Source organism: Dolichospermum heterosporum TAC447 (genome assembly GCF_024584745.1).
Taxonomy (GTDB): Bacteria; Cyanobacteriota; Cyanobacteriia; order Cyanobacteriales; family Nostocaceae; genus Dolichospermum; species Dolichospermum heterosporum.
Genome location: NZ_CP099464.1, coordinates 463,482 through 485,585, shown reverse-complemented (window position 1 = coordinate 485,585; position 22,104 = coordinate 463,482). Strand labels below are relative to the sequence as shown.

The 22,104-nt window shown below is 39.8% G+C and carries 18 protein-coding genes and 1 other RNA gene; 4 read left to right on the top strand and 15 right to left on the bottom strand.

What is annotated here, in order from left to right; translation table 11 throughout:
- Positions 1–365: 365 nt before the first annotated feature.
- Together purF and purL are read right to left on the bottom strand one after the other, a co-directional pair.
- On the bottom strand, positions 366–1,856 hold the full coding sequence (gene purF / locus NG743_RS02110; protein WP_257121414.1) for an amidophosphoribosyltransferase: 1,491 nt from the start codon (positions 1,854–1,856) through the stop codon (positions 366–368).
- 221 nt (positions 1,857–2,077) lie between these two features.
- Positions 2,078–5,923: a phosphoribosylformylglycinamidine synthase subunit PurL gene (gene purL / locus NG743_RS02105; RefSeq protein ID WP_257121413.1), complete on the bottom strand. Its 3,846-nt coding sequence runs from the start codon at positions 5,921–5,923 to the stop codon at positions 2,078–2,080.
- Positions 5,924–6,650: 727 nt separating this feature from the next.
- On the opposite strand from purL, the gene ssrA reads away from it, so the two are divergent.
- Positions 6,651–7,042: a transfer-messenger RNA gene (ssrA, locus tag NG743_RS02100) on the top strand.
- A 128-nt stretch (positions 7,043–7,170) separates the two neighbouring features.
- On the opposite strand, the gene psb29 is transcribed toward ssrA, so the two are convergent.
- The 6 genes from psb29 to NG743_RS02070 all read right to left on the bottom strand — a co-directional run bounded on the left by psb29 (position 7,171) and on the right by NG743_RS02070 (position 11,199).
- Entirely contained in the window at positions 7,171–7,842 is a 672-nt protein-coding gene (psb29, locus tag NG743_RS02095) for a photosystem II biogenesis protein Psp29 (protein ID WP_027400742.1), read from the bottom strand.
- A gap of 111 nt (positions 7,843–7,953) precedes the next feature.
- A complete protein-coding gene (locus tag NG743_RS02090; protein WP_027400743.1) occupies positions 7,954–8,325 on the bottom strand; it encodes an STAS domain-containing protein in 372 nt (123 codons plus the stop codon).
- 208 nt (positions 8,326–8,533) lie between these two features.
- Complete coding sequence (gene hemF, locus NG743_RS02085; protein ID WP_027400744.1) at positions 8,534–9,580, bottom strand: oxygen-dependent coproporphyrinogen oxidase; 1,047 nt, start codon at positions 9,578–9,580, stop codon at positions 8,534–8,536.
- 528 nt (positions 9,581–10,108) lie between these two features.
- Positions 10,109–10,564 carry a ferredoxin gene (locus NG743_RS02080; RefSeq protein WP_257121410.1) on the bottom strand — a complete coding sequence of 152 codons (456 nt, stop codon included), beginning with the start codon at positions 10,562–10,564 and terminating at the stop codon, positions 10,109–10,111.
- Positions 10,564–10,950, bottom strand: coding sequence for a DUF1257 domain-containing protein (locus tag NG743_RS02075; RefSeq protein ID WP_257121408.1), 387 nt, complete (start codon positions 10,948–10,950; stop codon positions 10,564–10,566). The genes NG743_RS02080 and NG743_RS02075 overlap by 1 nt, the downstream gene beginning before the upstream one ends.
- 39 nt (positions 10,951–10,989) lie before the next feature.
- The gene (locus tag NG743_RS02070; protein WP_027400747.1) at positions 10,990–11,199 is read right to left on the bottom strand and encodes a DUF2997 domain-containing protein; all 210 of its coding nucleotides are present in this window, start codon (positions 11,197–11,199) and stop codon (positions 10,990–10,992) included.
- 877 nt (positions 11,200–12,076) lie between these two features.
- Here NG743_RS02070 and NG743_RS02065 point away from each other — a divergent pair.
- Complete coding sequence (locus NG743_RS02065; RefSeq protein ID WP_257121407.1) at positions 12,077–12,934, top strand: peptidoglycan recognition protein family protein; 858 nt, start codon at positions 12,077–12,079, stop codon at positions 12,932–12,934.
- Between the two features lie 267 nt (positions 12,935–13,201).
- On the opposite strand, the gene NG743_RS02060 is transcribed toward NG743_RS02065, so the two are convergent.
- From NG743_RS02060 to ribBA, 3 genes are all read right to left on the bottom strand, one after another.
- On the bottom strand, positions 13,202–13,834 hold the full coding sequence (locus NG743_RS02060) for an RloB family protein (RefSeq protein WP_257121406.1): 633 nt from the start codon (positions 13,832–13,834) through the stop codon (positions 13,202–13,204).
- Positions 13,809–15,146: an AAA family ATPase gene (locus NG743_RS02055; protein ID WP_051424201.1), complete on the bottom strand. Its 1,338-nt coding sequence runs from the start codon at positions 15,144–15,146 to the stop codon at positions 13,809–13,811. Before NG743_RS02055 ends, NG743_RS02060 begins: the two co-directional genes overlap by 26 nt.
- Before the next feature lie 198 nt (positions 15,147–15,344).
- A complete protein-coding gene (gene ribBA, locus NG743_RS02050) occupies positions 15,345–17,018 on the bottom strand; it encodes a bifunctional 3,4-dihydroxy-2-butanone-4-phosphate synthase/GTP cyclohydrolase II (protein ID WP_027400750.1) in 1,674 nt (557 codons plus the stop codon).
- Between the two features lie 299 nt (positions 17,019–17,317).
- Between ribBA and NG743_RS02045 the strand changes: the two genes are divergently transcribed.
- The gene (locus tag NG743_RS02045; RefSeq protein ID WP_257121405.1) at positions 17,318–18,169 is read left to right on the top strand and encodes a DNA-methyltransferase; all 852 of its coding nucleotides are present in this window, start codon (positions 17,318–17,320) and stop codon (positions 18,167–18,169) included.
- Between the two features lie 16 nt (positions 18,170–18,185).
- On the opposite strand, the gene NG743_RS02040 is transcribed toward NG743_RS02045, so the two are convergent.
- Positions 18,186–19,016: a ScaI family restriction endonuclease gene (locus tag NG743_RS02040; protein WP_051424202.1), complete on the bottom strand. Its 831-nt coding sequence runs from the start codon at positions 19,014–19,016 to the stop codon at positions 18,186–18,188.
- Positions 19,017–19,238, bottom strand: a complete 222-nt coding sequence (locus NG743_RS02035) for a helix-turn-helix domain-containing protein (RefSeq protein ID WP_027400752.1) — start codon at positions 19,236–19,238, stop codon at positions 19,017–19,019.
- Positions 19,239–19,449: 211 nt separating this feature from the next.
- Between NG743_RS02035 and argC the strand changes: the two genes are divergently transcribed.
- The gene (gene argC / locus NG743_RS02030) at positions 19,450–20,508 is read left to right on the top strand and encodes an N-acetyl-gamma-glutamyl-phosphate reductase (RefSeq protein WP_193963902.1); all 1,059 of its coding nucleotides are present in this window, start codon (positions 19,450–19,452) and stop codon (positions 20,506–20,508) included.
- A gap of 70 nt (positions 20,509–20,578) precedes the next feature.
- Here the strand turns inward: argC and NG743_RS02025 are convergent, their stop codons facing one another.
- Together NG743_RS02025 and eno are read right to left on the bottom strand one after the other, a co-directional pair.
- Positions 20,579–20,701 (bottom strand): hypothetical protein, encoded by a 123-nt coding sequence (locus tag NG743_RS02025; RefSeq protein WP_257121404.1) that lies wholly within the window; start codon positions 20,699–20,701, stop codon positions 20,579–20,581.
- Between the two features lie 28 nt (positions 20,702–20,729).
- A complete protein-coding gene (gene eno, locus NG743_RS02020) occupies positions 20,730–22,019 on the bottom strand; it encodes a phosphopyruvate hydratase (RefSeq protein WP_027400754.1) in 1,290 nt (429 codons plus the stop codon).
- Between the last annotated feature and the right edge of the window lie 85 nt (positions 22,020–22,104).

The window sequence follows — 22,104 nt, the reverse complement described above, 5'->3', positions numbered from 1 at the left end:
TAGCTTTTATTTTGATAGGCTGCTTTTGGTGCATTTAATTGAGTTACACCTAAGTAGGTTGGCGTTGAAAATTGTCGTTATGGCAAGGCAAGAGGCAAGAGTGAAGAGGGTTTGGGCGATTTTACGTTTCTTTACACAGTTTGGTTTTATTGTGTTCACCTACTTACTCTTAGAAATTAGATCAAATATTTGAAAAAAAATCAAGAAAGTGTTCATTCCGCACTTCGTGCCGCTGCGCTAACATCGCCCAACAACACTGATTAAGCTGCGCTTAATTTTGTTCCTTGGGCAATTCCTCACTTCCGCGTATTGTATTCATCTTATCACCTCCCTATCGGGTAGGTGAGAGGCTTCTACTGTTTAAGCTAAACTAGGGCTTTTTCCAAAATCAATTTAGAACGCTTCATTTTTTCAGGAATAGCCACAGGATAATCACCAGTAAAACAAGCCGAACAAAAACTATTAGTATCTTCTCTGGTTGTTTCTAGCATTCCTTCCCAACTCAAATAAGCTAAACTGTCAACTTGCAATTGCTTGGCTATTTCTTCCACTGACTTCGTAGCAGCAATTAATTGATCTTGGGTATCAGTATCAATACCATAGAAACAAGGATGAGTTACAGGAGGAGAAGAAATTCTCATGTGGACTTCGGCTACACCAGCATCACGCAAGGCTTGAACGAGTTTGCGGCTAGTAGTTCCCCGGACAATGGAATCATCAATAATTACAACTCGCTTACCGAACAAGACATCTTTAAGAGGATTAAGTTTCATTTTAATCCCTGATTCTCGCATGGCTTGGGTAGGTTGAATAAAGGTGCGACCAACGTAGCGATTTTTAATCAATCCTTCACCGTAAGCTATACCAGAGGCTTGGGAAAAGCCAATGGCGGCAGGAATACCAGAATCAGGGACACCGAAGACCAAATCAGCTTCTACGGGGGCTTCTGCCGCCATTTTCCGTCCTAACCGCATTCGATAACTGTATAGGGTTTCGTTGTGCATGAGGCTATCAGGACGGGCAAAGTAGATCATTTCAAAGATACAAAGTTTGCGTTCTGATTGTTGATGCCATTGAAATGATTCTAAGCCTGTTTCCGTGATCCAAACTAACTCACCTGGTTGGACATCACGCAGATATTCTGCACCGATAATATCTAAACCGCAAGTTTCGGAAGCGAGAACGTAACGGACAGGATCACTATCTAATGTGCCAATTACCAAGGGACGAATCCCGTTAGGATCTCGGACTCCCATCACACCTACAGGTGTAGCAATAGTCAGGCTAAATGCTCCCTCGCACCGATGAAAGGCACTGATAGCTCCTGTTAACCAATCTGCACCAGCGTTGACTTCTTGAGCGATCGCATAAGCAATCATTTCTGAGTCGGTTGTCGTTATTAAGTTAAACTTATCTTTGAGTAACTCTTCTCTCAATTTTACGGTATTGACTAAATTACCATTATGTGCAAGTGCCAATAAACCCAACCGAGTTTCTACTACAGCAGGTTGGGCGTTAACTTTGCGACTAGAACCGGTAGTGGAATAGCGATTATGACCAACTGCCAGATTTCCGGGTAATTGATCTAAGATGGTTTCATTAAAGACTTGAGACACCAAGCCCATATCTTTGTGCTGGTGGACGTGGGAACCATCAAAGGTAGCAATCCCAGCAGATTCTTGACCCCGATGCTGAAGAGCGTACAATCCAAAGTATGTCAATTTAGCAACGTCTTGTTCTGGGGCATAAATACCAAAAACACCACAAGCTTCTTCTGGCTTGTCAGGGCGATCCTCATGACTGTTGATTGGGTTGTTGGTAATTTGGGGGTATTCATCCGAATTAATGGGAATCATGCTGGTATTGCTCCTGGTGGGGATGTTGTTCAAAAGTCAAAAGTCAAAAGTCAAGAGTCAAAAGTCAAAAGCAAAGAAATCCTACCTGTCACCTTGCTTTAGGGATAGTTGAAAACTTCTTAACAAATCTTTAACCATCCATTAAAACAGTACCGTAAATTGGTCAAGGATAGAGGATGAATTGTAAATTTTTATGTTTAAACCTTGATCTTTACTGTTGCTTAGGTATTGGTGTAGATGGCGAGACGTTTGGAAATTGACAAAGAATAGCGATCGCTCATATCTTCGAGACTAACCTGGAGTAACTTCTGGTGATCTGTGGTTAAAATCTCTAAATTGCCGGAATTAGATACTGTTCCTAGCTTTTGCCAATTCTCTGGGAGATTTTTCTGTAAATAGGATTCCCATGCTTCTTGGTTTTCTTGACTCACAGAAACTAAAATCCTCGCCCCACCTTCACCAAATAACACTTCATCAAAACGGGAATCGTGATTTGTAGAAATTGGGAAATTAATTTCCGCCCCCAAATTTCCCGACAGACAAGATTCCGCGATCGCTACAGCCAAACCACCTTCAGCCGAATCATGGGCAGAATTTACCCAACCAGCGCGAATACCATGACGACAAGCCTTTTGCACCAGCCGTTCTAAATCAAAATCAATTCTAGGCGGCTTACCAGCGATCGTATGATGAATCGTCGCCAAATATTCAGAAGCACCCAATTCCATTTTAGATTTTGGATTTTGGATTTTGGATTGAATGGGTAAACCCAGAAGATAAATTATATCACCTGCATTTTGCCAACCTTGTCCGCAAATTTTCGTTAAATCAGGAATCAAGCCCACCATACCCACAACCGGAGTCGGGTAAATTGGTTGGGGATTACCTTCCGCATCAAAAGTTTCATTGTAGAGAGAAACATTCCCCCCAGTTACCGGCGTTCCCAACTCCCGACAACCTTCACTCAAACCCCGACAAGCGGATGCTAATTGCCAATAACCAATGGGTTTTTCTGGACTACCAAAATTGAGGTTATCCGTCACAGCAATGGGTTCAGCACCCACACAACTAAGATTCCGGGCAGCTTCCGCCACTACTGCCTTAGCCCCTTCATAAGGATCAAGATAGACATAACGAGAATTACAATCTACCGTAGCCGCAACACCGGATTTTAGATTTTTGGCCAAAGAAAGATATGAACTGGATTTTGGATTTTGGGGTGTTTCTAAGGGACGGATACGAATCACAGCAGCATCAGCGCCACCGGGTAACAATACGGTATTATTCTGAACTTGATGGTCATATTGGCGATAAACCCAGCTTTTAGAAGCAATAGAGGGAGTATCTAGCAAAGTCAATAAAATCTGATTCCAAGTTTGCAGACTTCCCGCAATTTCAATTCCCGCAGCATTGCAAACAGGTAAATCATCACTTGTCCATTGCCATGCTTTTCGAGCATATTCTGGGGGTTCTGTCAATAATTCTCTTTCATACAAAGGCGTATTTTCCGCCAAAGCATCAGCCGGAATTTCCGCCGCAATTTTCCCCTCAAACCAAATTCTGACAATGGGTTCTTCTATTACTGTCCCCGCAACCACCGCTTGTAGTCCCCAACGGTGGAAAATATCAATTAATTCCTGTTCTCGTCCTTTTTCGGCAACAAACAACATTCGTTCTTGAGATTCCGAAAGCAGGTATTCATAAGGAATCATTCCCGATTCCCGCACCGGAATTTTATCTAAATCGAAATCAATCCCCACACCACCTTTAGCCGCCATTTCCGAAGTTGAACAGGTGATACCCGCAGCCCCCATATCCTGTGCTGCCACTACAGCCCCAGTTTTAAATGCCTCTAAACAAGCTTCAATTAAGGACTTTTCGACAAAGGGATCTCCCACTTGCACAGCGGGACGGTTATCCATTGATTCATCAGTTAATTCCGCACTGGCAAAACTTGCGCCGCCCATACCATCCCGTCCGGTGGTTGAACCTACATACAGCACAGGATTTCCGAAGCCAGAAGCCCCTGATTTGACAATTTCCGCCGTTTCCATCAATCCCAGTGCCATGACGTTGACCAGGGGATTGACCGAGTAGGCGGGGTCAAAATAGACTTCACCACCAACGGTGGGAACCCCGACGCAGTTATGAGTAACAATCCCAGATGAAGTTACAAAAAGATGGGTGTGATCTACTTCCACATCGTAAACATCACATTCATCAACGGCTTGACATTCAATACTTTTAATTTTGACAAAAGCCACATCTGCCGCGGACTGAGTAAAGCGGGGAAATGAATATTTACTGCCGTTGTAACGATTCAAGGCAACTGCTAATTCTGCATTGCGCTGTTGACTAAAGACAGTTGCTAATTCTTTTAATCCCACAAAATTACTAACTTCCAATTGCCATAATAGTTTGCGAATGTGCTTACGTCCCTCTATTTCTCCTTCCCCCGCTGGTCTTTGATAAATATAGGGCATGACTCCTTGACTTTGCAGCAGGATAACTGTTTGTTCAAACAATTGATGGCTGGTTGTCCCAAAACTGATTTTGGCATGATTACCATTAGTTTTTGTAGTCATTGAACCGTCACCACGCAGTAAGCCTTTCAGGGCTTCACGCTGCAAATTTTGTGACCATTGAAAAATACAAGCGGGAAAAGCCTTATTACTGGCTTGAGTTCCACATTGCCATACATTTTTGAGGAAATGCCCTAATAACCACGAAGTTGCATAAACAGCGATAGTAGAAGCGCATTTTTCCACACAGGGGCGTAATCCTAATTGCTTCAATCCAGCAATTACATCTTCAACATACTCCGTTTCATGGTGGGCAAAGGTGAAAATAATTTTGTATGTGTTGCCATTTTGGGAAACGCAACCTTCAGACAAGAAATAGCCAATTAATCGGGCAAATAATTCATTTGGCTGAATAACTGCTGGCATATAGTTAGCTTTGCCACGTCGGAATAGACTAATATCACTGCGGGAAACGTTAAGCAGCAGTTCTAGGGCTAAAAAGTGAGAAAGTGGGAGTCTACCAGTGCTTAAATAGTGATGACGATTAGTAGATGAAGGTTCAATTAACCGCAATGCAGTCCGCACAACTTCCGTGACTTGCCAATTTTCCGGTAGTTGTACATAAACATCTTTACCACTAGCATCTTCTGGGTTTAAACCAGCAATTAAGTCTAGGGGTGCGTTTTGGTTTTCTCCTGGTTCTAATTCCGGTAAAGCGGTGATAATGGGAATTTGATCACCCACTTTTAAAGATTGTGCTGGGGATACATCCCATTGACCTTCTGCACAAATTACCATGGGATGGTCTGGGGTAACTATCAGCTTACGCCCCAAAGCGGTGCGGATAGTCATGAGATTTTGGGTACAACGTTTGAAAATACGGCGGACACGCTGCCAACTTACAGTATGCTGATCTGGGTCTAAGGACAGGGTTGTAACTGCATTAGCATCGTCTATCTCTAAAGTGTGGACATTAGCAGGTAAGCGCGATTCTACAAAATTACCAATCGTATCAAAATGCACACCTTCTTGATCTTTCCAGATAAATGTTTCGCCACTGACCAAACAGTTACCATAATGGGAGATTCCCGCAACTACACCCGTAAATAATCTTTGGGTTTTGGGATCATTCAAATCCCCAAACCGCAAAGAATTTAATAAGGCTATGGGACGCGCCCCCATTGTAAAGATATCTCTTAATATCCCACCAACTCCGGTGGCTGCACCTTGGAAGGGTTCAACGGCGGAAGGGTGGTTATGGGATTCTATTTTAAACGCTAATTGTAGTCCGTCGCCAATATCCACAACTCCGGCATTTTCACCTGGTCCAACGAGGATGCGTGGTCCGGTGGTGGGAAACTGTTTGAGTAAAGGGCGAGAATTTTTATAACAGCAGTGTTCTGACCACATTACCCCAAACATACCGAGTTCGGCTTTGTTGGGATGACGACCTAAGCGACGGATGATTTCTGTATATTCTTCTGGTTTTATGCCTTCTGAGGCTATTTCTTGCGGAGAAAAGGGATTTTCACCAAATATGGTCATGGAAGTTATGCACCAAGGGGACAGATGAATATTCTATCTGAGATTCCCGACTTCTTTTTTTTTATAAGGAAGAACGCCGAAAACCCTTGAAAATGTGGGTGACTCAGGAAGCCACATTTGGGCTTTAGACAAGGGATTACCGCAAGGCGGAAGTCAAAAGTCAAAAGTCAAAAGTCAAAATGAAGACAGTATAGGCTTTTGGAGGATTTAGAATGGTTGGTTTATTTACGCCGTTTTGTACTAGAGGCAGGATAAATCCTGCATTGATTTTAATCCATATTCGTGATACAATTAAATCGTCACTAAAGACATAAAAAGCTACCGAGGGACTCTCGGAAAGTTACGCTTGTCAGATATGATTTCGCCCGCCAGGTCCAACGAAATCAGGGCAAGAACACAAATATTTAAGGCAGTGCATGAAACTGGGATAACTGAGGGATATAGACTGAAACTCTCTATAGAATCTCCGCGTCTAAAGACGCGGAGAGTGTCAAGCTACGCTAAGTAATTGGACAAGAATATTGACAGTCATTGCGATCGCAGGGAAGCAATCACAACCCTGGCAATTGCTTCATTTCACTTCGTTCCATATGGCTAACGCCAGGCAACGATTACGCAATGACATTGTATAATTAATTCTGTCTCACTACTTAGCAGCAAATCTTAACTATACTTTTTATTTGTCAAATTACAAAATTGTCTACTATAATAAAAGTGTGAAGTACATGGGGCTTTAACGGTTTCGACAGGTTGGCGAAAGCTACTCTGTGATTCAGGTCGAGAGCGAGTCATCTCTCGGAAATCAAAGACTCAAAAAAAAAGTAAATGCGAACAATATCGTAAAATTTGCTCGTCGGGAAGCTCTAGTAGCTGCCTAAGAAACCTCTTTTAGGTTCGAGCGTCTTTAATTTGACTCCGTTAAGGATTAAAGACCTAACCCCCAACGGATGCTCCAACAAGCGTTCTCTGGTTGGCTTGAAGGCTAAGATTAAATCAGAGCATCCTACGTTCGGGATAATGAGCGATTCCCGCCTTGAGGGTCAGAAAGGCTAAACCTGTGAACGAGTGGAGGGTTAATACCCAATTTGGACATGGGTTCGACTCCCATAAGCTCCATTTTCAATTTTCAATAATTATTTAGCCCGCTAAAAACTTTGATGTTAGGCGGGCTTTTTGCTATCTGGGGGATTTCTTGACACAGTTATCCCGTTCCCAATTTATTTATTGGTACGGGATGGTGCTGATAGTTAGGCTGACTTTAAAGCATCCCGCTTTTTGCGATCTGCTGTCAAAATATCTGCCATGACTATGAGTGCTTGCGCCATTTTTTCCAGGTTGGAACTGTATAGTTCTAAATCTTTGATGAGTTTATCTTCAGAGATATTTAACCCGTTAGCGATCGCTTTGAGTGCTTCACTCTTTTGTTTATCATCTTTCATCAGTTCATGATCTGACTGTACCAATAATGCAAATAAACCAACACCAAATAAGCGACTGTATTTAAAGTTGGAATTGGTAGCCACTGCTTCTAATTGCTGCTGCAAGTCCCCATCTTGATCTAGGGAATTTGCCCGACTCAAACCAGCAATCAAATCCTTAACTGGTAAACTGACAGCTAAAGCTTGCAATCTGGAGGCATCTTGTCGGTAACGCTGGGGATCTTGTTCCACAGCTTGACAAATTGCTCGGAAAATTGATTCTTTATCCTGTTCTGGTTGGTAGCCGTCCATGAAGCTGTCAAAAGTGGTGACAACGCCCAAGGCATAAATGGCATTGTAGCTAAAATCAACATTGACTGATAGCAGGTGCATTTCTACCATCAACTCTTCCACTACCCGGCGGTAAATAGTGTTAATTGGCCTGGTATGAAGGGTGTAGAAGGTTCTTTTTGTATCAGATACTGTACGGACGTTATTCACAAAGAAAATTTTAGTAAAGACGTATTCCTCTTCTCTAGTATGAACTAATCAGACCTAATTCGTGAAAGTCATTCAATTTTAGATTTTGGATTTTGGATTTTCCGATAAATCCTATTGACTCGCCAAAATCCGGGGCGGAGTCTTTAAAACCTGTTCTTCGGTATCAAAAATTTCAAATACTGTATCCATCATTGTAACTTCAAACACAAGTTTAGCTTCCGAATGAAGATTACAAATCCGAAAACTGCCACTAATTTTATCAGCTTCACGCATCCCGGCTAATAAAGAGGTCAACCCGGAACTATCAATAAAATTTACTTGTCCTAGATTGACAACAACATGAGGACTGTGTTTAGAAATACATTCCTGTAGCTTGAGACGAAATTGCCAAGCAGTAGTAATATCTAAACGACCAGCAGGTGTTAAGACCATGATGGTATGACCGTCTTCAGTTGTACAGGTTTTTTGAGCTATATTAATCATTGAACCGATGCTTTTTTACTAAAATTTGCTAATCAAAAGGCTCAATGTAAGGCAGTATCAACTTATATCCAGAATATCACATCTACTTGTTAGTGTAACTTGCTGTCATGGTGGTTAACAAAAATAACTGGAGATTGGGAACTGGGTATGGGGAAACATATTTTATTTTTTACTTCCTTGCTATTACCCATTACCCATTACCCATTGCTCATTCCTGACTTGGTTTCCAGTTTATCCAATCTTGAGGTTTTAGGAAAGTCTCATACAACTGGGCTTCAGGAGTATTAGGTTCTGGTTTGTAGCCATATTCCCAACGAACTAAAGGTGGTAGAGACATGAGAATTGATTCTGTGCGACCGTTGGTTTGGAGTCCAAAAATTGTTCCCCGGTCATAAACCAAGTTAAATTCTACATATCTACCACGACGGTATAATTGAAAATTGCGTTGGCGATCGCCATATTCCATCCCGTGCCGGCGTTCCGCAATTGGCACATAAGCAGGTAAAAATGCCCCAGCACAGTCTTGAACTAAAGCAAATATATCTTCCCAACTCCGCGAGGGTAATTCACCTACCTGATTGCTATAAATCGCTGCTTCCCCATTGGGATCTGGACCGCGATAGATAGAACCTTGACCATCTTGGTAATCCAAAAATAACCCACCAATTCCCCGTGTTTCATCTCGATGTTTCAGATAAAAATATTCATCACACCAGCGCTTAAACACAGGATAATATTCAGGATGGTGTTGGTCACAAGCTTGTTTAAAAGTGTTATGAAAATGTTGTGCATCTTCAGCAAAGGGGTAATAAGGTGTTAAGTCCGCACCGCCACCAAACCACCAAACTGGACCTGCTTCAAAATAGCGGTAATTTAAATGGACTGTAGGTACATAAGGATTGCGTGGATGCAATACCAAAGAAGTCCCAGTTGCATAAAAGCCATGTCCTGTAGCTTCTGGACGTTGGGCTAAAATCGAAGGAGGTAAATGAGAACCCCAAACTTCAGAGAAATTTACACCTGCTTGTTCAAAAATTGCTCCGTCACGCAGTACACGCGATCGCCCCCCACCCCCTTCTGGACGCTGCCAACTATCTTCTTGAAACTTCCCCAGACCATCTAATTTCTCTAAACCTTGGGTAATTTCATCCTGCAAATTCTGCATAAACTGGCTGACTCTAGCCTGAGCATTAACTCCAGGGAGAATATCAGATGATTCTTTTGTGATAGTGGGGGTTTGCGAGTTGGTTAACATAGATTCCCGAACCTAAAATTACAATTTCCAAAACAATTACAAATTTTTGTTGTCAAAACTTGTCAGCAGCGAGAGTCACGAATCCGGCTTAATTTGCCAAAACGGTTTTTCATTATACGTCAAAACACAACCGTTCAAAACGTCTTCAAATCTCCATTGGCACGGATTTTATTCCAATTCACACATATCACACCTGAACACCTCTTTTCACAGTTAGAGAAACAATCTTATTATTCAGTCTACAAATTTTCTCTTCCCCACAAGCTCCTTGAATGAAAACTTAACGGTCTTTACCTGTTCACGTTTCAACATTAAATAACATTTTTAATTTGACTATAATATGATTAATTAAGATTTAACAAGTTAAACTAAAATAAAGAGCAAGGTTAATTAAATAGGGTTTGCTGATAGCGTAGCGTTAGCCATACTCCGATTGTGACACCGGGGGGTGCGGAATGTGGGATATAAAATAAAAGCACTGGTAAAACCAGTGCTTAACTGCATAATCAGTACAAATTGTCAAGTTATTTAAGAATTGGATTTTTTTAACTTTTGTTTTTTCCGGCGTTTTTCTGTAATGGCTACACCATGTTCTACTGGATAACCAACTACAGGAATTACCTGATATTTTCTCTCTTCTTCTAAATTTTTAAGTTCTGTGTAATCAACCCAGTGAATACAATCAACAGGACAGGTATCTATGGCTTCTTGAACTACCTCTTCTATGTCTCCATCTTGACGGATGACGCGCGATCGCCCATAATCTTCTTCAATAAAAAAAGTATTTCGGGCAACATGGGCGCAGTGCTTACAACCGATACAGGTAATTTCATCCACATAAACGCCTTTTTGCCGCACCAATCCACCTAATTCCGGTTCTAAACCAGAACGTTCGGGGACATCTCGGAGAAAACTCCCTAATTCTGGTTCTAAGCCGGAACGATTATATTCCTCTGCTTGTGGCGACGGCTGCAAATTAGACATTACGCACTCCAGCGTTGTACTACTAGACGAATAGAACCATCTTCCTGTTGCTGTTGTTCTGCCACTTGGAAGCCAACTTTAGTGGTTTCTTTGACTATTGTTTGATAAGCATAACGTTGAGTTACTTGACGGACAAACCCGTCCACAGATAGATTTTGTTGCCAATATTGTAAATCTGCAACTAATTCGTATTCTTGACCATTCCATCTGAAACCGATGTCATAGCCGTTTTGCTGTTCAATAGTTACTTCGGCTGCATGAGTTTGACCACGATAACCACGCACCTCAGAAGGTCCAGGTTTCCAGTCTATTCCCAAATCGGAAAGGGCATCTTTCAAGGATTCTAGATTACGGATTTGTGTTTTAATTTGGCTAAAGTGTGACATAGTGGTTTGTAATCAATGAAAATTAACTAGTTGGAAAACTTACCATTCGCTGTGGGCGGTTTGTGTATTCGCCACACTATTTTGTTGCTGGTTAGTAGCGAAAAACTCTGAGGTTGGTTCATTGCTTAACACTCGTCCTAGCTGGGCTTCTATGGCTGCTGTCACCTCAGCACAAGATGCACCGATAATACCGGTGACTTTCTCTTGTACTCGACCATCTGGATAAATGATGAATTCTAATGTTTCCATGCTTTGAAAGCCAACCTAGATAATAGATTTGAACCTAGCTGTCTGATTTCAGACTAGCTCAAAATTTAGGGATAGGAATTTAGATACAAATTTGCCACCTATCTCATAATTTCCCATACTTAAGGGCATATATTTCATCGTTTTTACAAAATTTATTATTTTCACTAGTATTTACCTTCGTTAATTATAAGTTTCTCTTAACCTGATCAATTAGTCAATATGAGGACTGCCAAAGATCAGAAATAATTAAGAACCTGATTAAATCAATCTTTTGACACTCCCCGGTCTAAAGACGCGTGGACAACATCTCTAGTCAAAAATAGGCTGAGATTTTTCCCAGCTTCATTGGAAAATCTTATCATTATCATTAGTTAGGGTTTGCTGAATAAGTCTTCTCGTGAAGGGAGGTGACAGTTGACAGGTGACAGTTGACAGGTGACAGTTTCAGCTATCTGTCATCCCCAAACTTTTAAGTTTATTAGAGGTAAAATACTCCGTTTTGGTACTACCCCTCAAAAACCTTGCACCTATTTTCCTTTTTATCAACCTCAAACCTTTGATTCATTTACGGGTTACGTTTTTTCAGCAAGCCCTAGTTAGACCAATTCAGGCACTTTGTACTTGTCAGCAGGTATAATTGTTACTAGTAGTTCGTCAAATTTATTTTGACGGGTAATGATCGAAAAAAAACCTCTGTTCTTCCCTCCCCCACCTCTCCTACCCCCCTACCTCCCCTACCTCCCCCACCTCCCCTACCCCCCCCACCTCCCCTACCCCCCCACCTCCCCCACCTCCCCACCTCCCCCACCCCCCTGCTTGCCCTCACCCATGAATATTGACAATAAGCACACTATATTACCGATTTTCTATAAAAAATATGAAATTTAGAGCTTGGGCAACTAGAGTCATCCTGATTTTTTTGATGTTAGCTACCCTGATTGTGGCTGTATTTATTGGGGGTGCAAGACAAAAACACAATCAAACAATTGCATCCACTTCAGAGGTGACAACGTGGAATCAGTATTCACCAGGGCAATTACAATCAGCAGTAACTAAGCCAGAAAATAAGCAAAAATTAAGACCATCTCCCACAAAGATGAATAAAATTAATCCTCTATATATAACTACTAGGGATTTTGCTAATTATAGACCTAAGTTTGCCCAGGTTAAGGTTGATCCTAGCAATTATGGCGATCGCTATGCAGCAGATATTAATGGTGTCCCGTTTAATAATCAAGCCATTATTGTCCTTCATGAAACTACTAATTCTACTTCTAGTGCCATTAATTTTTTTCAAACACGCCATGATGATGAAAATGTTCAAGCCAGTTATCATGCCATAATTGCCTTAGATGGACAGGTGATTTATTTAGTACCTCCAGAAAAACGCGCTTTTGGTGCTGGTAATTCGGTATTTAAAGGTGCTAATGGGGTGGAAACTGTGCGAACTAATCCCAATTTACCCCCATCTGTCAATAATTTTGCCTATCATGTATCCCTAGAAACCCCTCCAGATGCTTGGGGTAAAAGTAATATAGAATCACATTCAGGATATACAGAGGCTCAATATAATTCTTTAGCTTGGTTAATTGCTCAAAGTCAAGTTCCTGATGAGAGAATTACTACTCATCGTGCTGTAGATGTGGGGAATGGGAAGGTTGATCCTTTGAGTTTTGATGGTGATAAATTTCTCAACAAGTTGCATTCTTTTCGACAGTTACAAACTTTTAATTAGTTCGTAAAACAAAATTCTGATGGTTTACTTTAGTCTAATTTATTACTGCAATGGGCGATTGGAAATCACAGCTACACAGACAAAACTCACCTTCGTGGGTTAAAAACCTTGATTTTTCATTAATCTAAATAGGTTGACTAAACAAACCTACAATAAATATTGTTTGACATCAAGGGAATGGTAGATCCCCGTTATGCAGAAGTTTGGATAAGTAGTATTATTTTGTTAATCAGTGGAAAAGAGTTAATTTTACTGACAAGTGACTACTTATTCAAAGTTTTTTTGTTTTTGCAGTTTATCAATTAGAATATGTACTTTTGTTGATGGTTTAGTATATCCATCTTCGTTGGGATGATTATTTTCTAGTTTAATAGCATGATTAATTGCTTTTTCTTGATTGGATTTGAGTTTTTCATATAGCAATTTATCACTTTTATTATAATTTTCTCCTGGGTTTAAAATACCCTCTTTTCTCATTTCTGATTCTAGCTTTGGACGTAATTCATCATAACTACTAAGAGGACTGGTAGTATAACAACAATGGAGTAAAAACCAAAATTCAAAACAGGGTATTGATGTTATAGATTCAAAATTATATTTTTTTGCTGTGCTGAGAGCTTTTTTATATTTCTCTGGTTTATTATCATCATCAAATATACAAAATACTTGATCATATTGTTTTTGTTGATATAGATCATAAGCTGTATTTACAATCTCTAAAGGATCTCCACCATTAGCGGAAACTATTTTAATCTTAATTGTTGATAATTTCAATTCACGTTTCAAAGAGCAGCAATAATTCTCTTCTGTATCACCCTCAACTACAATTAAAAGGTCTCCTCTAGGATTTTTATTCTCTGAACTTCGTTTTAAATTATTTGTCGATTTTCCCTTTCTCATCTTTTTCACTCCCTCCCTTGAACCCATTAATAAAAGGAATAGCACCATAGCGACCTAATAGATAACCTTTTTGTAAAGATTCATTTTCACGAGGTCGAAAGTCAAACAATGAATATAGTTTAGTCATGCTGTTATCTTTTTCAGTAAACCATATTTGGTCAGGTCTGAATAGTTCACTATCTAAAAGTGTAGTATCATGAGTTGTAAATATTAATTGAGCATTGTTTTTGTTGATTTCTGGATCATTAAACATTTTCAGTAATGCTTTAGAAAGAACTGGATGTAAACTTCTGTCTAGTTCATCTATGAATATTACTTCTCCATATTGTAATACATATAGCCAGTATCCAGCTATTTCAAATAAACGTTGTGTACCATCAGATTCATCTAATAAATCAAATTCTACTTCTTGATGAGAGTCATTCATTTTATGAATAGTTATGACATCTATTTTATTAATTTCATCAATAGTTATATTTCCTCTTTCATTTTGTTCAATTTTTTGTTTAAAAAATTCTTTATAGAAAGAATTTATTTCTTCAGATATGGGTTTTTTATCAATTTTGATACCTGAAATATCAATATCTGCTTCACTAAGTAATTTAGCTACTAAAAAGGGAAAATTATCATCTTCGTCAAATCGGCTTAAAGTAAATTCTATATTAGCATGATTGTAAATAGGAATATTTATTTCATCTTGAAAAAAATCAAATACCTCTGTTAACTGAGGATGATTATTTTGTGCAGCATGAGATATAAATAAAGAATTAGAACGAACAAATCTTTGAATACGCTTTTTTTCCCCTTTTAATCCTTTACCAAAAGACCATTTATAACCTTCATCTGTTTGTAGTTCTGGATTATCTGGTAGATATTCACGAGAAAACCAGTTTTGTTGAATTTCATTTGGATAAGCAATTAACCACTCTTCAAATACTCGTTCTCGATTTAAAGAAACTCCATATTCATAACGAATATCATCATGAATAAAAATCACTTCAAAACTACTAGGCTTTTTTGCTGATTCACTATTTAATCTAAATGGTTCAATAGGTAATTTATCACCAGTTTGCATTCTACTAGCTGAGTTAATTACAAGATTTTTCAGAACTTGTATAGCTTTGAGTAAATTACTTTTACCAGAAGCATTTGGACCATAAATAGCAGCACTTGTAACTAAGCGTAAATCATCATTATTAGGTACAGAAAAAGTATTACTATCTATCATAGTTTCATTATCAGCAGCTACCATACTCAATGTTTGCTTTTCCTGGATTGAACGATAATTTTCTACACTAAATTCTACAAGCATGACTTTATTCTTAGTTGGTTATCCGTCTATAACCCACAAATTATTATAAATAGTAAAAATTATACTTTTTGTACTGTGCTAATGTCTAGTTGATAGCAACTTTTATTTGTGGGGTTATTCAAGCATACATAAATAATGAACAAATAGCTCTAGTTATAAAACTAAAGCTATTATCAATGTGTGGAAATTCAGAAAATTTTACTTACTAAAACTGTAAATGTGCTGTGTGTGCAAATTATCTTGCAAAGATGAAGGGAGGACACCATCAGAGAAAGTTTGCCTGTCTAATTGTACCTGCAAATTACTCAAAGGATCACTACCGGTCGCAATCAGAAATTCCATTTTCTGAATATAGGGTAAAGTGGCGATTTCATCTAAAATCTGACAGATTGCTTGCAGGTAAGGATGGTCTTTTTGTTGATACCAATTGGATTCAGCAATATTAGCTTGATCAAAACCTAAATGCACAGTCAAAGATGGTTGATCAAATAAAGCGATTCCCAAGGGACGGGCTTCTTCCTGTAACAATAAATGCTGATTTTTTGATAAAAACCGTAATTTCTCTAGCCGTTCATAGCGTTCGGTGACGGATTCTGGCTCATCTTGCCAATGTATTGCTACTGTGACTAGATAAGTTTGTAACAACATATGCCCCAATTTCTTGGCTTTGGTAGCTAGGTAATAGGAATTAAAATCATTAGACTCAATTAAGAGGGGAACACGATCTACGACTTCTAAGCCATAACCTTTGACACCAGCAATTTTTCGGGGATTATTGGTAATGAGACGGATTTTTTTGATGCCCAAATCCATGAGAATTTGCGCCCCCATGCCATAATCACGCAAATCAGCGGGAAACCCTAACCTTTCATTGGCTTCGACGGTATCTAAGCCCATATCTTGTAAAGAATAGGCTTTTAGCTTGTTAACTAAGCCTATGCCCCGCCCTTCTTGACGCAGGTAAACAACGACACCTTGACCTGCATCCTCAATCATTTTTAATGCGGCTTGCAATTGCATCCGACAGTCGCAACGCAAAGATCCTAAAGCATCGCCTGTTAAACATTCCGAGTGCATTCGCACCATGACGGCTTCATCTCGGAAATTTGCGGGATCTCCCTTGACAATGGCAACGTGTTCTGTATTATCTAGGGTGTGACGGTAGCCGTAGATATCAAATTGACCAAATTGGCTGGGGAGTTTGGTGATGATTTCTCTATATATTAGGCGATCGTTTTGGAGACGATAACTGATTAAATCGGCAATGCTAATAATTTTGAGGTGATGATTTTTGGCATATTCGACTAACTGATTTAATCGCGCCATTGAACCATCGGGGTTTTGAATTTCACAAATTACCCCGGCTGGGTACAGTCCCGCCAATCGGGATAGGTCTACAGCGGCTTCTGTGTGTCCTGCCCGTTTGAGTACGCCTCCCGGTCTAGCCCGCAGGGGAAAAATATGACCTGGACGGCGTAATTCTTCCGGTTTGGTGCCTGGGTTGAGGGCGACTTGGATCGTGCGGGCGCGGTCTTCGGCGGAAATGCCGGTACTAACGCCTAAATGGGGTCCAGCATCAATACTAACTGTAAAGGCGGTTTGGTTAGTATCCGTGAGTGTGCTGACCATTAATGGTAAGTCTAGTTCATCAAGGCGATCGCCTGTCATTGCCAAACAAATCAGCCCTCTGGCTTCTACAGCCATGAAGTTGATCATGTCCGGGGTGGCAAATTGGGCGGCGCAAATTAAATCGCCTTCATTTTCTCGATTTTCGTCATCTACGACAACGATGACACGACCAGCTTTGAGATCGGCCAAAGCGGCATCAATAGAATCAAATTTAAAGGTTTGGGTAATATTAGACTGTGACACAGAAAATTTCCAGCTATCAACGTAAAGTTTTTTAACAATTTCTTATTCTAAATTGTAGCTTGTTTATGGGAATTAGGGATTTTGTGAGATAACTAAGTAGGTTAGCATTGAAAATCGTCGTTATGATAAGGCAAGAGGCAAGAGGCAAGAGGCAAGGGTGAAGAGGGTTTGGGCGATTTTACTTTTCGTTACATATTTCGGTTTTTTTCCGTTCACCTACTTAAACTGTTACTTGACAATAAAATAGTTCATATATACTATTAATAGTTTAGAGTCCCGTATATACAGATTATTAAGCTATGAATTTCCATGATATAAGTAAATTACTAGGTAAACCCTACTTTCAAGCGTCTAATTGTCTCATTTACAATTTAGATTGTTTAGAGGCAATGAAAATTTTACCAGATGAATCAATTAATTTAACTGTCACAAGTCCGCCGTATAATATTGGCAAGGAATATGAAAATTTATTACCGTTGGACGATTATATAAATTGGTGTAAAAAATGGATAACAGAAGTTTATCGTCTGACTTTATGTGATGGAGCTTTTTGGCTAAATTTAGGTTATTTATCCATTAAAAATCGTGCTAAAGCAATTCCTATTTCCTATTTGCTTTGGGATAAAATTCCTTTTTATTTAATTCAGGAAATTGTTTGGAATTATGGTGCTGGTGTTGCTGGAAGTAAGTTCTTTTCACCTAGAAATGAAAAATTTTTGTGGTATGTGAAAAATTCAGAAGCTTATACTTTTAATCTTGACGATATTCGTGATCCTAATGTTAAATATCCCAATCAAAAAAAGAATGGTAAAATCAGGGTTAATCCTTTAGGTAAAAATCCCACTGATGTTTGGGAATTTCCGAAAGTAACTTCTGGACAAAACCGATCTTCAAAAGAAAGAACACCACACCCAGCACAGTTTCCATCTTCTGTCATTCAAAGAATAATTCAAGCATCTTCAAATCAAAATCAAATTGTCCTAGATCCATTTCTGGGATCGGGTACTACTGCTATGGTAGCTTTAAATTTAAATCGGTTAGTAATTGGTTTTGAAATTCGTCAAGATTATTGTGATATTGCTGCTAATAGAATTGAAACTTTTTTGAAAGAACAAAGTTGTCAAGTAGAACAAATGTCTTTATTTCTATAAAGGTATTTTTGTATTTTTAAGTTAACCACCACCAAACACTATTTATTATGTTTTTACCCAGCGCAAATTTTTCAATCCCCGAATTCAATTTAAGTATATTGTGATATTTTTCCTGCGCTTTGGCTTTTTTAACAGTTTGATTATTACCTTGATAATCACTTAATTCCTGAATAATTTTGATTCCTTCCTTATTCATCTCTTTCGCAATTACATCACCAACTTTACATAATAAATTAACAGGAGAATCTAAAATATATTCTCCTGTTATTGTAAAAAGTTTATGCTCATAAACTTTTTGATCTAAACCAGATGCCTGACCTGTTGCTGATTTTTGTGCATTCCAATCTTCATGGTCTATCCAACCAAATCTTAATAATGTTAAACTTTGCTGGTAGAAATTAGCTGTAATATAATAACCAGACTTTTCTTTTTTAGTAAGCTCCCCATTATTTTCATCTTTTGCTTTTTGACCATAGCTGCGATTTCCAAAAATTTTTGTGCCAAGCTGACCAGAAGTTTTTATCTCTATTGAATATCTTGTATCCTTTAGATAAACAATATCTTTTTCATCTTTACTTTGTGTTCCTCTCCATTCCTCTGGATAACGCTTTTGCAATTCTTTGGCAAAGAGTTTTTCAAAAAAATAACCCACCATAATAGCTGGTGGATCAATTTCTGCCAGGCTCAAATATGTGTCTTCCTCTCCTATTTTTGTTTGCCATAAAAGCTGCCAACTCTTTAAAGCAACCTCTCTAATAACATTTGGCTTGAGAGGATGTTCTTCTATCAGTTCTTTTGTTTTATCTGCCCATTTTTCAACTGGAATACTGGCATAAGGCAATACCATTTAGTCTAAACCTTTTAATAATTCACTGGGTGACATTCCCAAAGCCTGAGCAATACGGATAATATTTAACAAAGCAATATTTCTTTCACCACGTTCAACACCACCGATGTAGTTGCGATGTAGTCCTGACAGTTCTGCTAACTGTTCTTGGGAAAGATTTTGTGCTTTTCTGATTGTGCGAATGTATTCGCCAAACTTTTGAAGTTGAGAATTTTCAGTCACATAAAAAACATAATCCTTAGTGGTACTGATTTTCTACACACTATGAGTGTGATTGTTTTTTAAAGATATTTGTGATTATAGGTACGCTAAAAGATACTCTTTGCTATACAATGCAGCGAAAGTTCAATAATAAAGTCATCAGTAATTAGCTACTAGCTTGACTGCTGATGACTGATAATAGATAACTAAAAGTGGATAAGGATTTAATGTCATGGGAAATTTAAGACGCGTACCAGTTGGAATTGTTGGCGCGTCAGGGTATGGCGGAGTGCAGCTAGTCCGACTGCTGATGGATCATCCTGAAGTGGAAATTGTTTATTTAGGTGGTGAAAGCAGCGCGGGTAAATCCTTTGCTGACCTGTACCCACATTTCGCTAATATAGTGAATTTGCCCATTGAGGCGGTAGAACCGGAAGTTATTGCTAGTCGTTGTGAAGTGGTATTTCTGTCTTTACCGAATGGACTAGCTTGCCAAATTGCTCCTCAACTTATAGAAAAAGGTTGTAAAGTCCTGGATCTGAGCGCTGATTATCGCTTTGGTAATTTGAAAACTTATACAGATTGGTATGGTACAGAAAGAAGCGATCGCTCGACAGCAGCCACAGCAGTATATGGTTTACCAGAATTGTACCGCGATCGCATTGCCGAATCAAATCTAATTGGCTGTCCCGGTTGCTATCCTACGGCCAGTTTACTGGCATTGTCCCCACTTTTAAAACAAGGTTTAATAGTTCCCGAAACAGCCATTATTGATGCCAAATCTGGAACATCTGGGGGCGGTAGACAAGGTAAAATTAACCTGTTGTTAGCCGAAGCTGATAACTCACTGGGTGCTTATAACGTCGGTAGACACCGCCACACCCCAGAAATTGAGCAGATTTGTAGTGAATTGGCAGGGCATGAAGTAAAAATCCAATTTACACCCCATCTTATCCCGATGGTGCGGGGGATTTTAGCCACTGTGTACGCCACCATGCGCGACCCTGGTTTAGTCCGTGATGACCTCATTACCATCTATAACGCCTTTTACCGTAATTCCCCTTGGGTGAAAATCTGCAATAGTGGCACTTATCCCCAAACAAAATGGGCGTGTGGCAGTAACAGTTGTTACATAGGTATAGAAGTTGACCCCCGCACCGGGCGCGTTATCGTCATGTCAGCCATTGACAACCTGATTAAAGGCCAAGCCGGACAAGCAATTCAGTGTATGAACCTGATGTTAGGCTGGGATGAAACCTTGGGATTACCTAAAGTTGGGTTTTATCCTTAAAAGGGAACAGGGAACAGGGAAAAAGGGAACAGGGAACAGGGAACAGGGAACAGAAGGCAAGAGGCAAAAGTTAATATTCTCCCCCTGCTTCCCCTGCTTCCCCTGCTTCCCCTGCTTCCCCTGCTTCCCCTGCTTCCCCTGCTTCCCCTGCTTCCCCTACTTCCCCTGCTTCCCCTGCTTTCTTCACTGTCACCTGTCACCTGTCACCTGTCACCTGTCACCTATTTCGGTCCTAAACCAACAGTACCAGCATAGACAGCGCGATCGCCTAATTCATGCTCAATGCGGAGGAGGCGATTGTATTTTGCTACTCGTTCACTACGACATAGAGAACCGGTTTTAATTTGACCGGCGCGAGTAGCTACAGCCAAATCAGCAATTGTTGTATCTTCAGTTTCACCGGAACGATGGCTAATTACTGAACGGAAACCGTTGCGAGTGGCTAAATCAATGGTTTCCAAAGTTTCGGTTAGTGAACCGATTTGATTCAACTTAATCAAAATCGAGTTAGCGGCTTTTTGTTCGATACCTTTTTGTAAGCGGGTAGCGTTAGTTACAAATAAATCATCACCCACTAATTGTACTTTTGAGCCGATTTTCTGAGTTAGTAATTGCCAACTTTGCCAATCTTCCTCATGTAAACCATCTTCAATAGATACAATCGGATATTGGTCAACCAACTGACCTAAATAATCAATAAACTCAACAGGACTATGGGGTTTACCATCATAAACATATTGTCCATTTTTGTAAAATTCACTTGCAGCCACGTCTAAGGCTAAAGCTACTTCTTCACCGGGTTTGTAACCAGCTTGTTTAATTGCAGCTACCAACAATTCTAAAGCCACTTGGTTAGATTCTAGATTAGGTGCAAAACCGCCTTCATCACCCACACCTGTCAGCAAACCTTTATCATCTAACACTTTGCTAAGAGTGGCAAATACTTCCGCACCCCAACGCAAAGCTTCTTTAAAAGAAGGCGCACCGATAGGAACAATCATAAACTCTTGAAAGTCAACGTTATTAGATGCGTGCGCTCCACCATTGATCACATTCATTAAGGGGACTGGCAATAAATTCGCCAAAGGTCCACCCAAATAGCGATAGAGAGGAATATCTAAAGCTACTGCACCTGCTTTGGCTGCTGCTAAAGAAATACCTAAAATGGCATTTGCGCCTAAGTTAGATTTGTTAGAAGAACCATCTGTAGCAATCATTGTCCGGTCTAACAATTCTTGGTTGAGGACATCTAACCCTAATAATTTGGGTGCTAATATCTCATTGGCGTTTTTTACCGCCGTGAGGACTCCTTTACCACCATAACGGCTTTTATCCCCATCTCGCAGTTCATGAGCCTCAAATGTGCCTGTGGAAGCACCGCTAGGAACTTGCGCGAGTCCCACTGCACCACCAGCTAAATGTACTTCTGCTTCTAGGGTAGGTCTTCCCCGTGAGTCAAGGATTTCGCGGGAGATAATGGCTTCAATAGCGGTGTCTAGGTATTTTGTCATTCGTGGTTTGTCCTTGATTTTGAGTATGTCGTCAGGGTTTAACCTTTACAGTTTACTAATAACCCAATCGCTAGTTTATGTGTTT

Coding starts and splice junctions, on each gene's coding strand:
- purF (WP_257121414.1), bottom strand. CDS start 1,856: ATGATTCCCATTAATTCGGATGAATACCCCCAAATTACCAACAACCCA.
- purL (WP_257121413.1), bottom strand. CDS start 5,923: ATGACCATATTTGGTGAAAATCCCTTTTCTCCGCAAGAAATAGCCTCA.
- NG743_RS02090 (WP_027400743.1), bottom strand. CDS start 8,325: ATGATTAATATAGCTCAAAAAACCTGTACAACTGAAGACGGTCATACC.
- hemF (WP_027400744.1), bottom strand. CDS start 9,580: ATGTTAACCAACTCGCAAACCCCCACTATCACAAAAGAATCATCTGAT.
- NG743_RS02080 (WP_257121410.1), bottom strand. CDS start 10,564: ATGTCTAATTTGCAGCCGTCGCCACAAGCAGAGGAATATAATCGTTCC.
- NG743_RS02075 (WP_257121408.1), bottom strand. CDS start 10,950: ATGTCACACTTTAGCCAAATTAAAACACAAATCCGTAATCTAGAATCC.
- NG743_RS02070 (WP_027400747.1), bottom strand. CDS start 11,199: ATGGAAACATTAGAATTCATCATTTATCCAGATGGTCGAGTACAAGAG.
- NG743_RS02065 (WP_257121407.1), top strand. CDS start 12,077: ATGAAATTTAGAGCTTGGGCAACTAGAGTCATCCTGATTTTTTTGATG.
- NG743_RS02060 (WP_257121406.1), bottom strand. CDS start 13,834: ATGAGAAAGGGAAAATCGACAAATAATTTAAAACGAAGTTCAGAGAAT.
- NG743_RS02055 (WP_051424201.1), bottom strand. CDS start 15,146: ATGCTTGTAGAATTTAGTGTAGAAAATTATCGTTCAATCCAGGAAAAG.
- NG743_RS02045 (WP_257121405.1), top strand. CDS start 17,318: ATGAATTTCCATGATATAAGTAAATTACTAGGTAAACCCTACTTTCAA.
- NG743_RS02040 (WP_051424202.1), bottom strand. CDS start 19,016: ATGGTATTGCCTTATGCCAGTATTCCAGTTGAAAAATGGGCAGATAAA.
- argC (WP_193963902.1), top strand. CDS start 19,450: ATGGGAAATTTAAGACGCGTACCAGTTGGAATTGTTGGCGCGTCAGGG.
- eno (WP_027400754.1), bottom strand. CDS start 22,019: ATGACAAAATACCTAGACACCGCTATTGAAGCCATTATCTCCCGCGAA.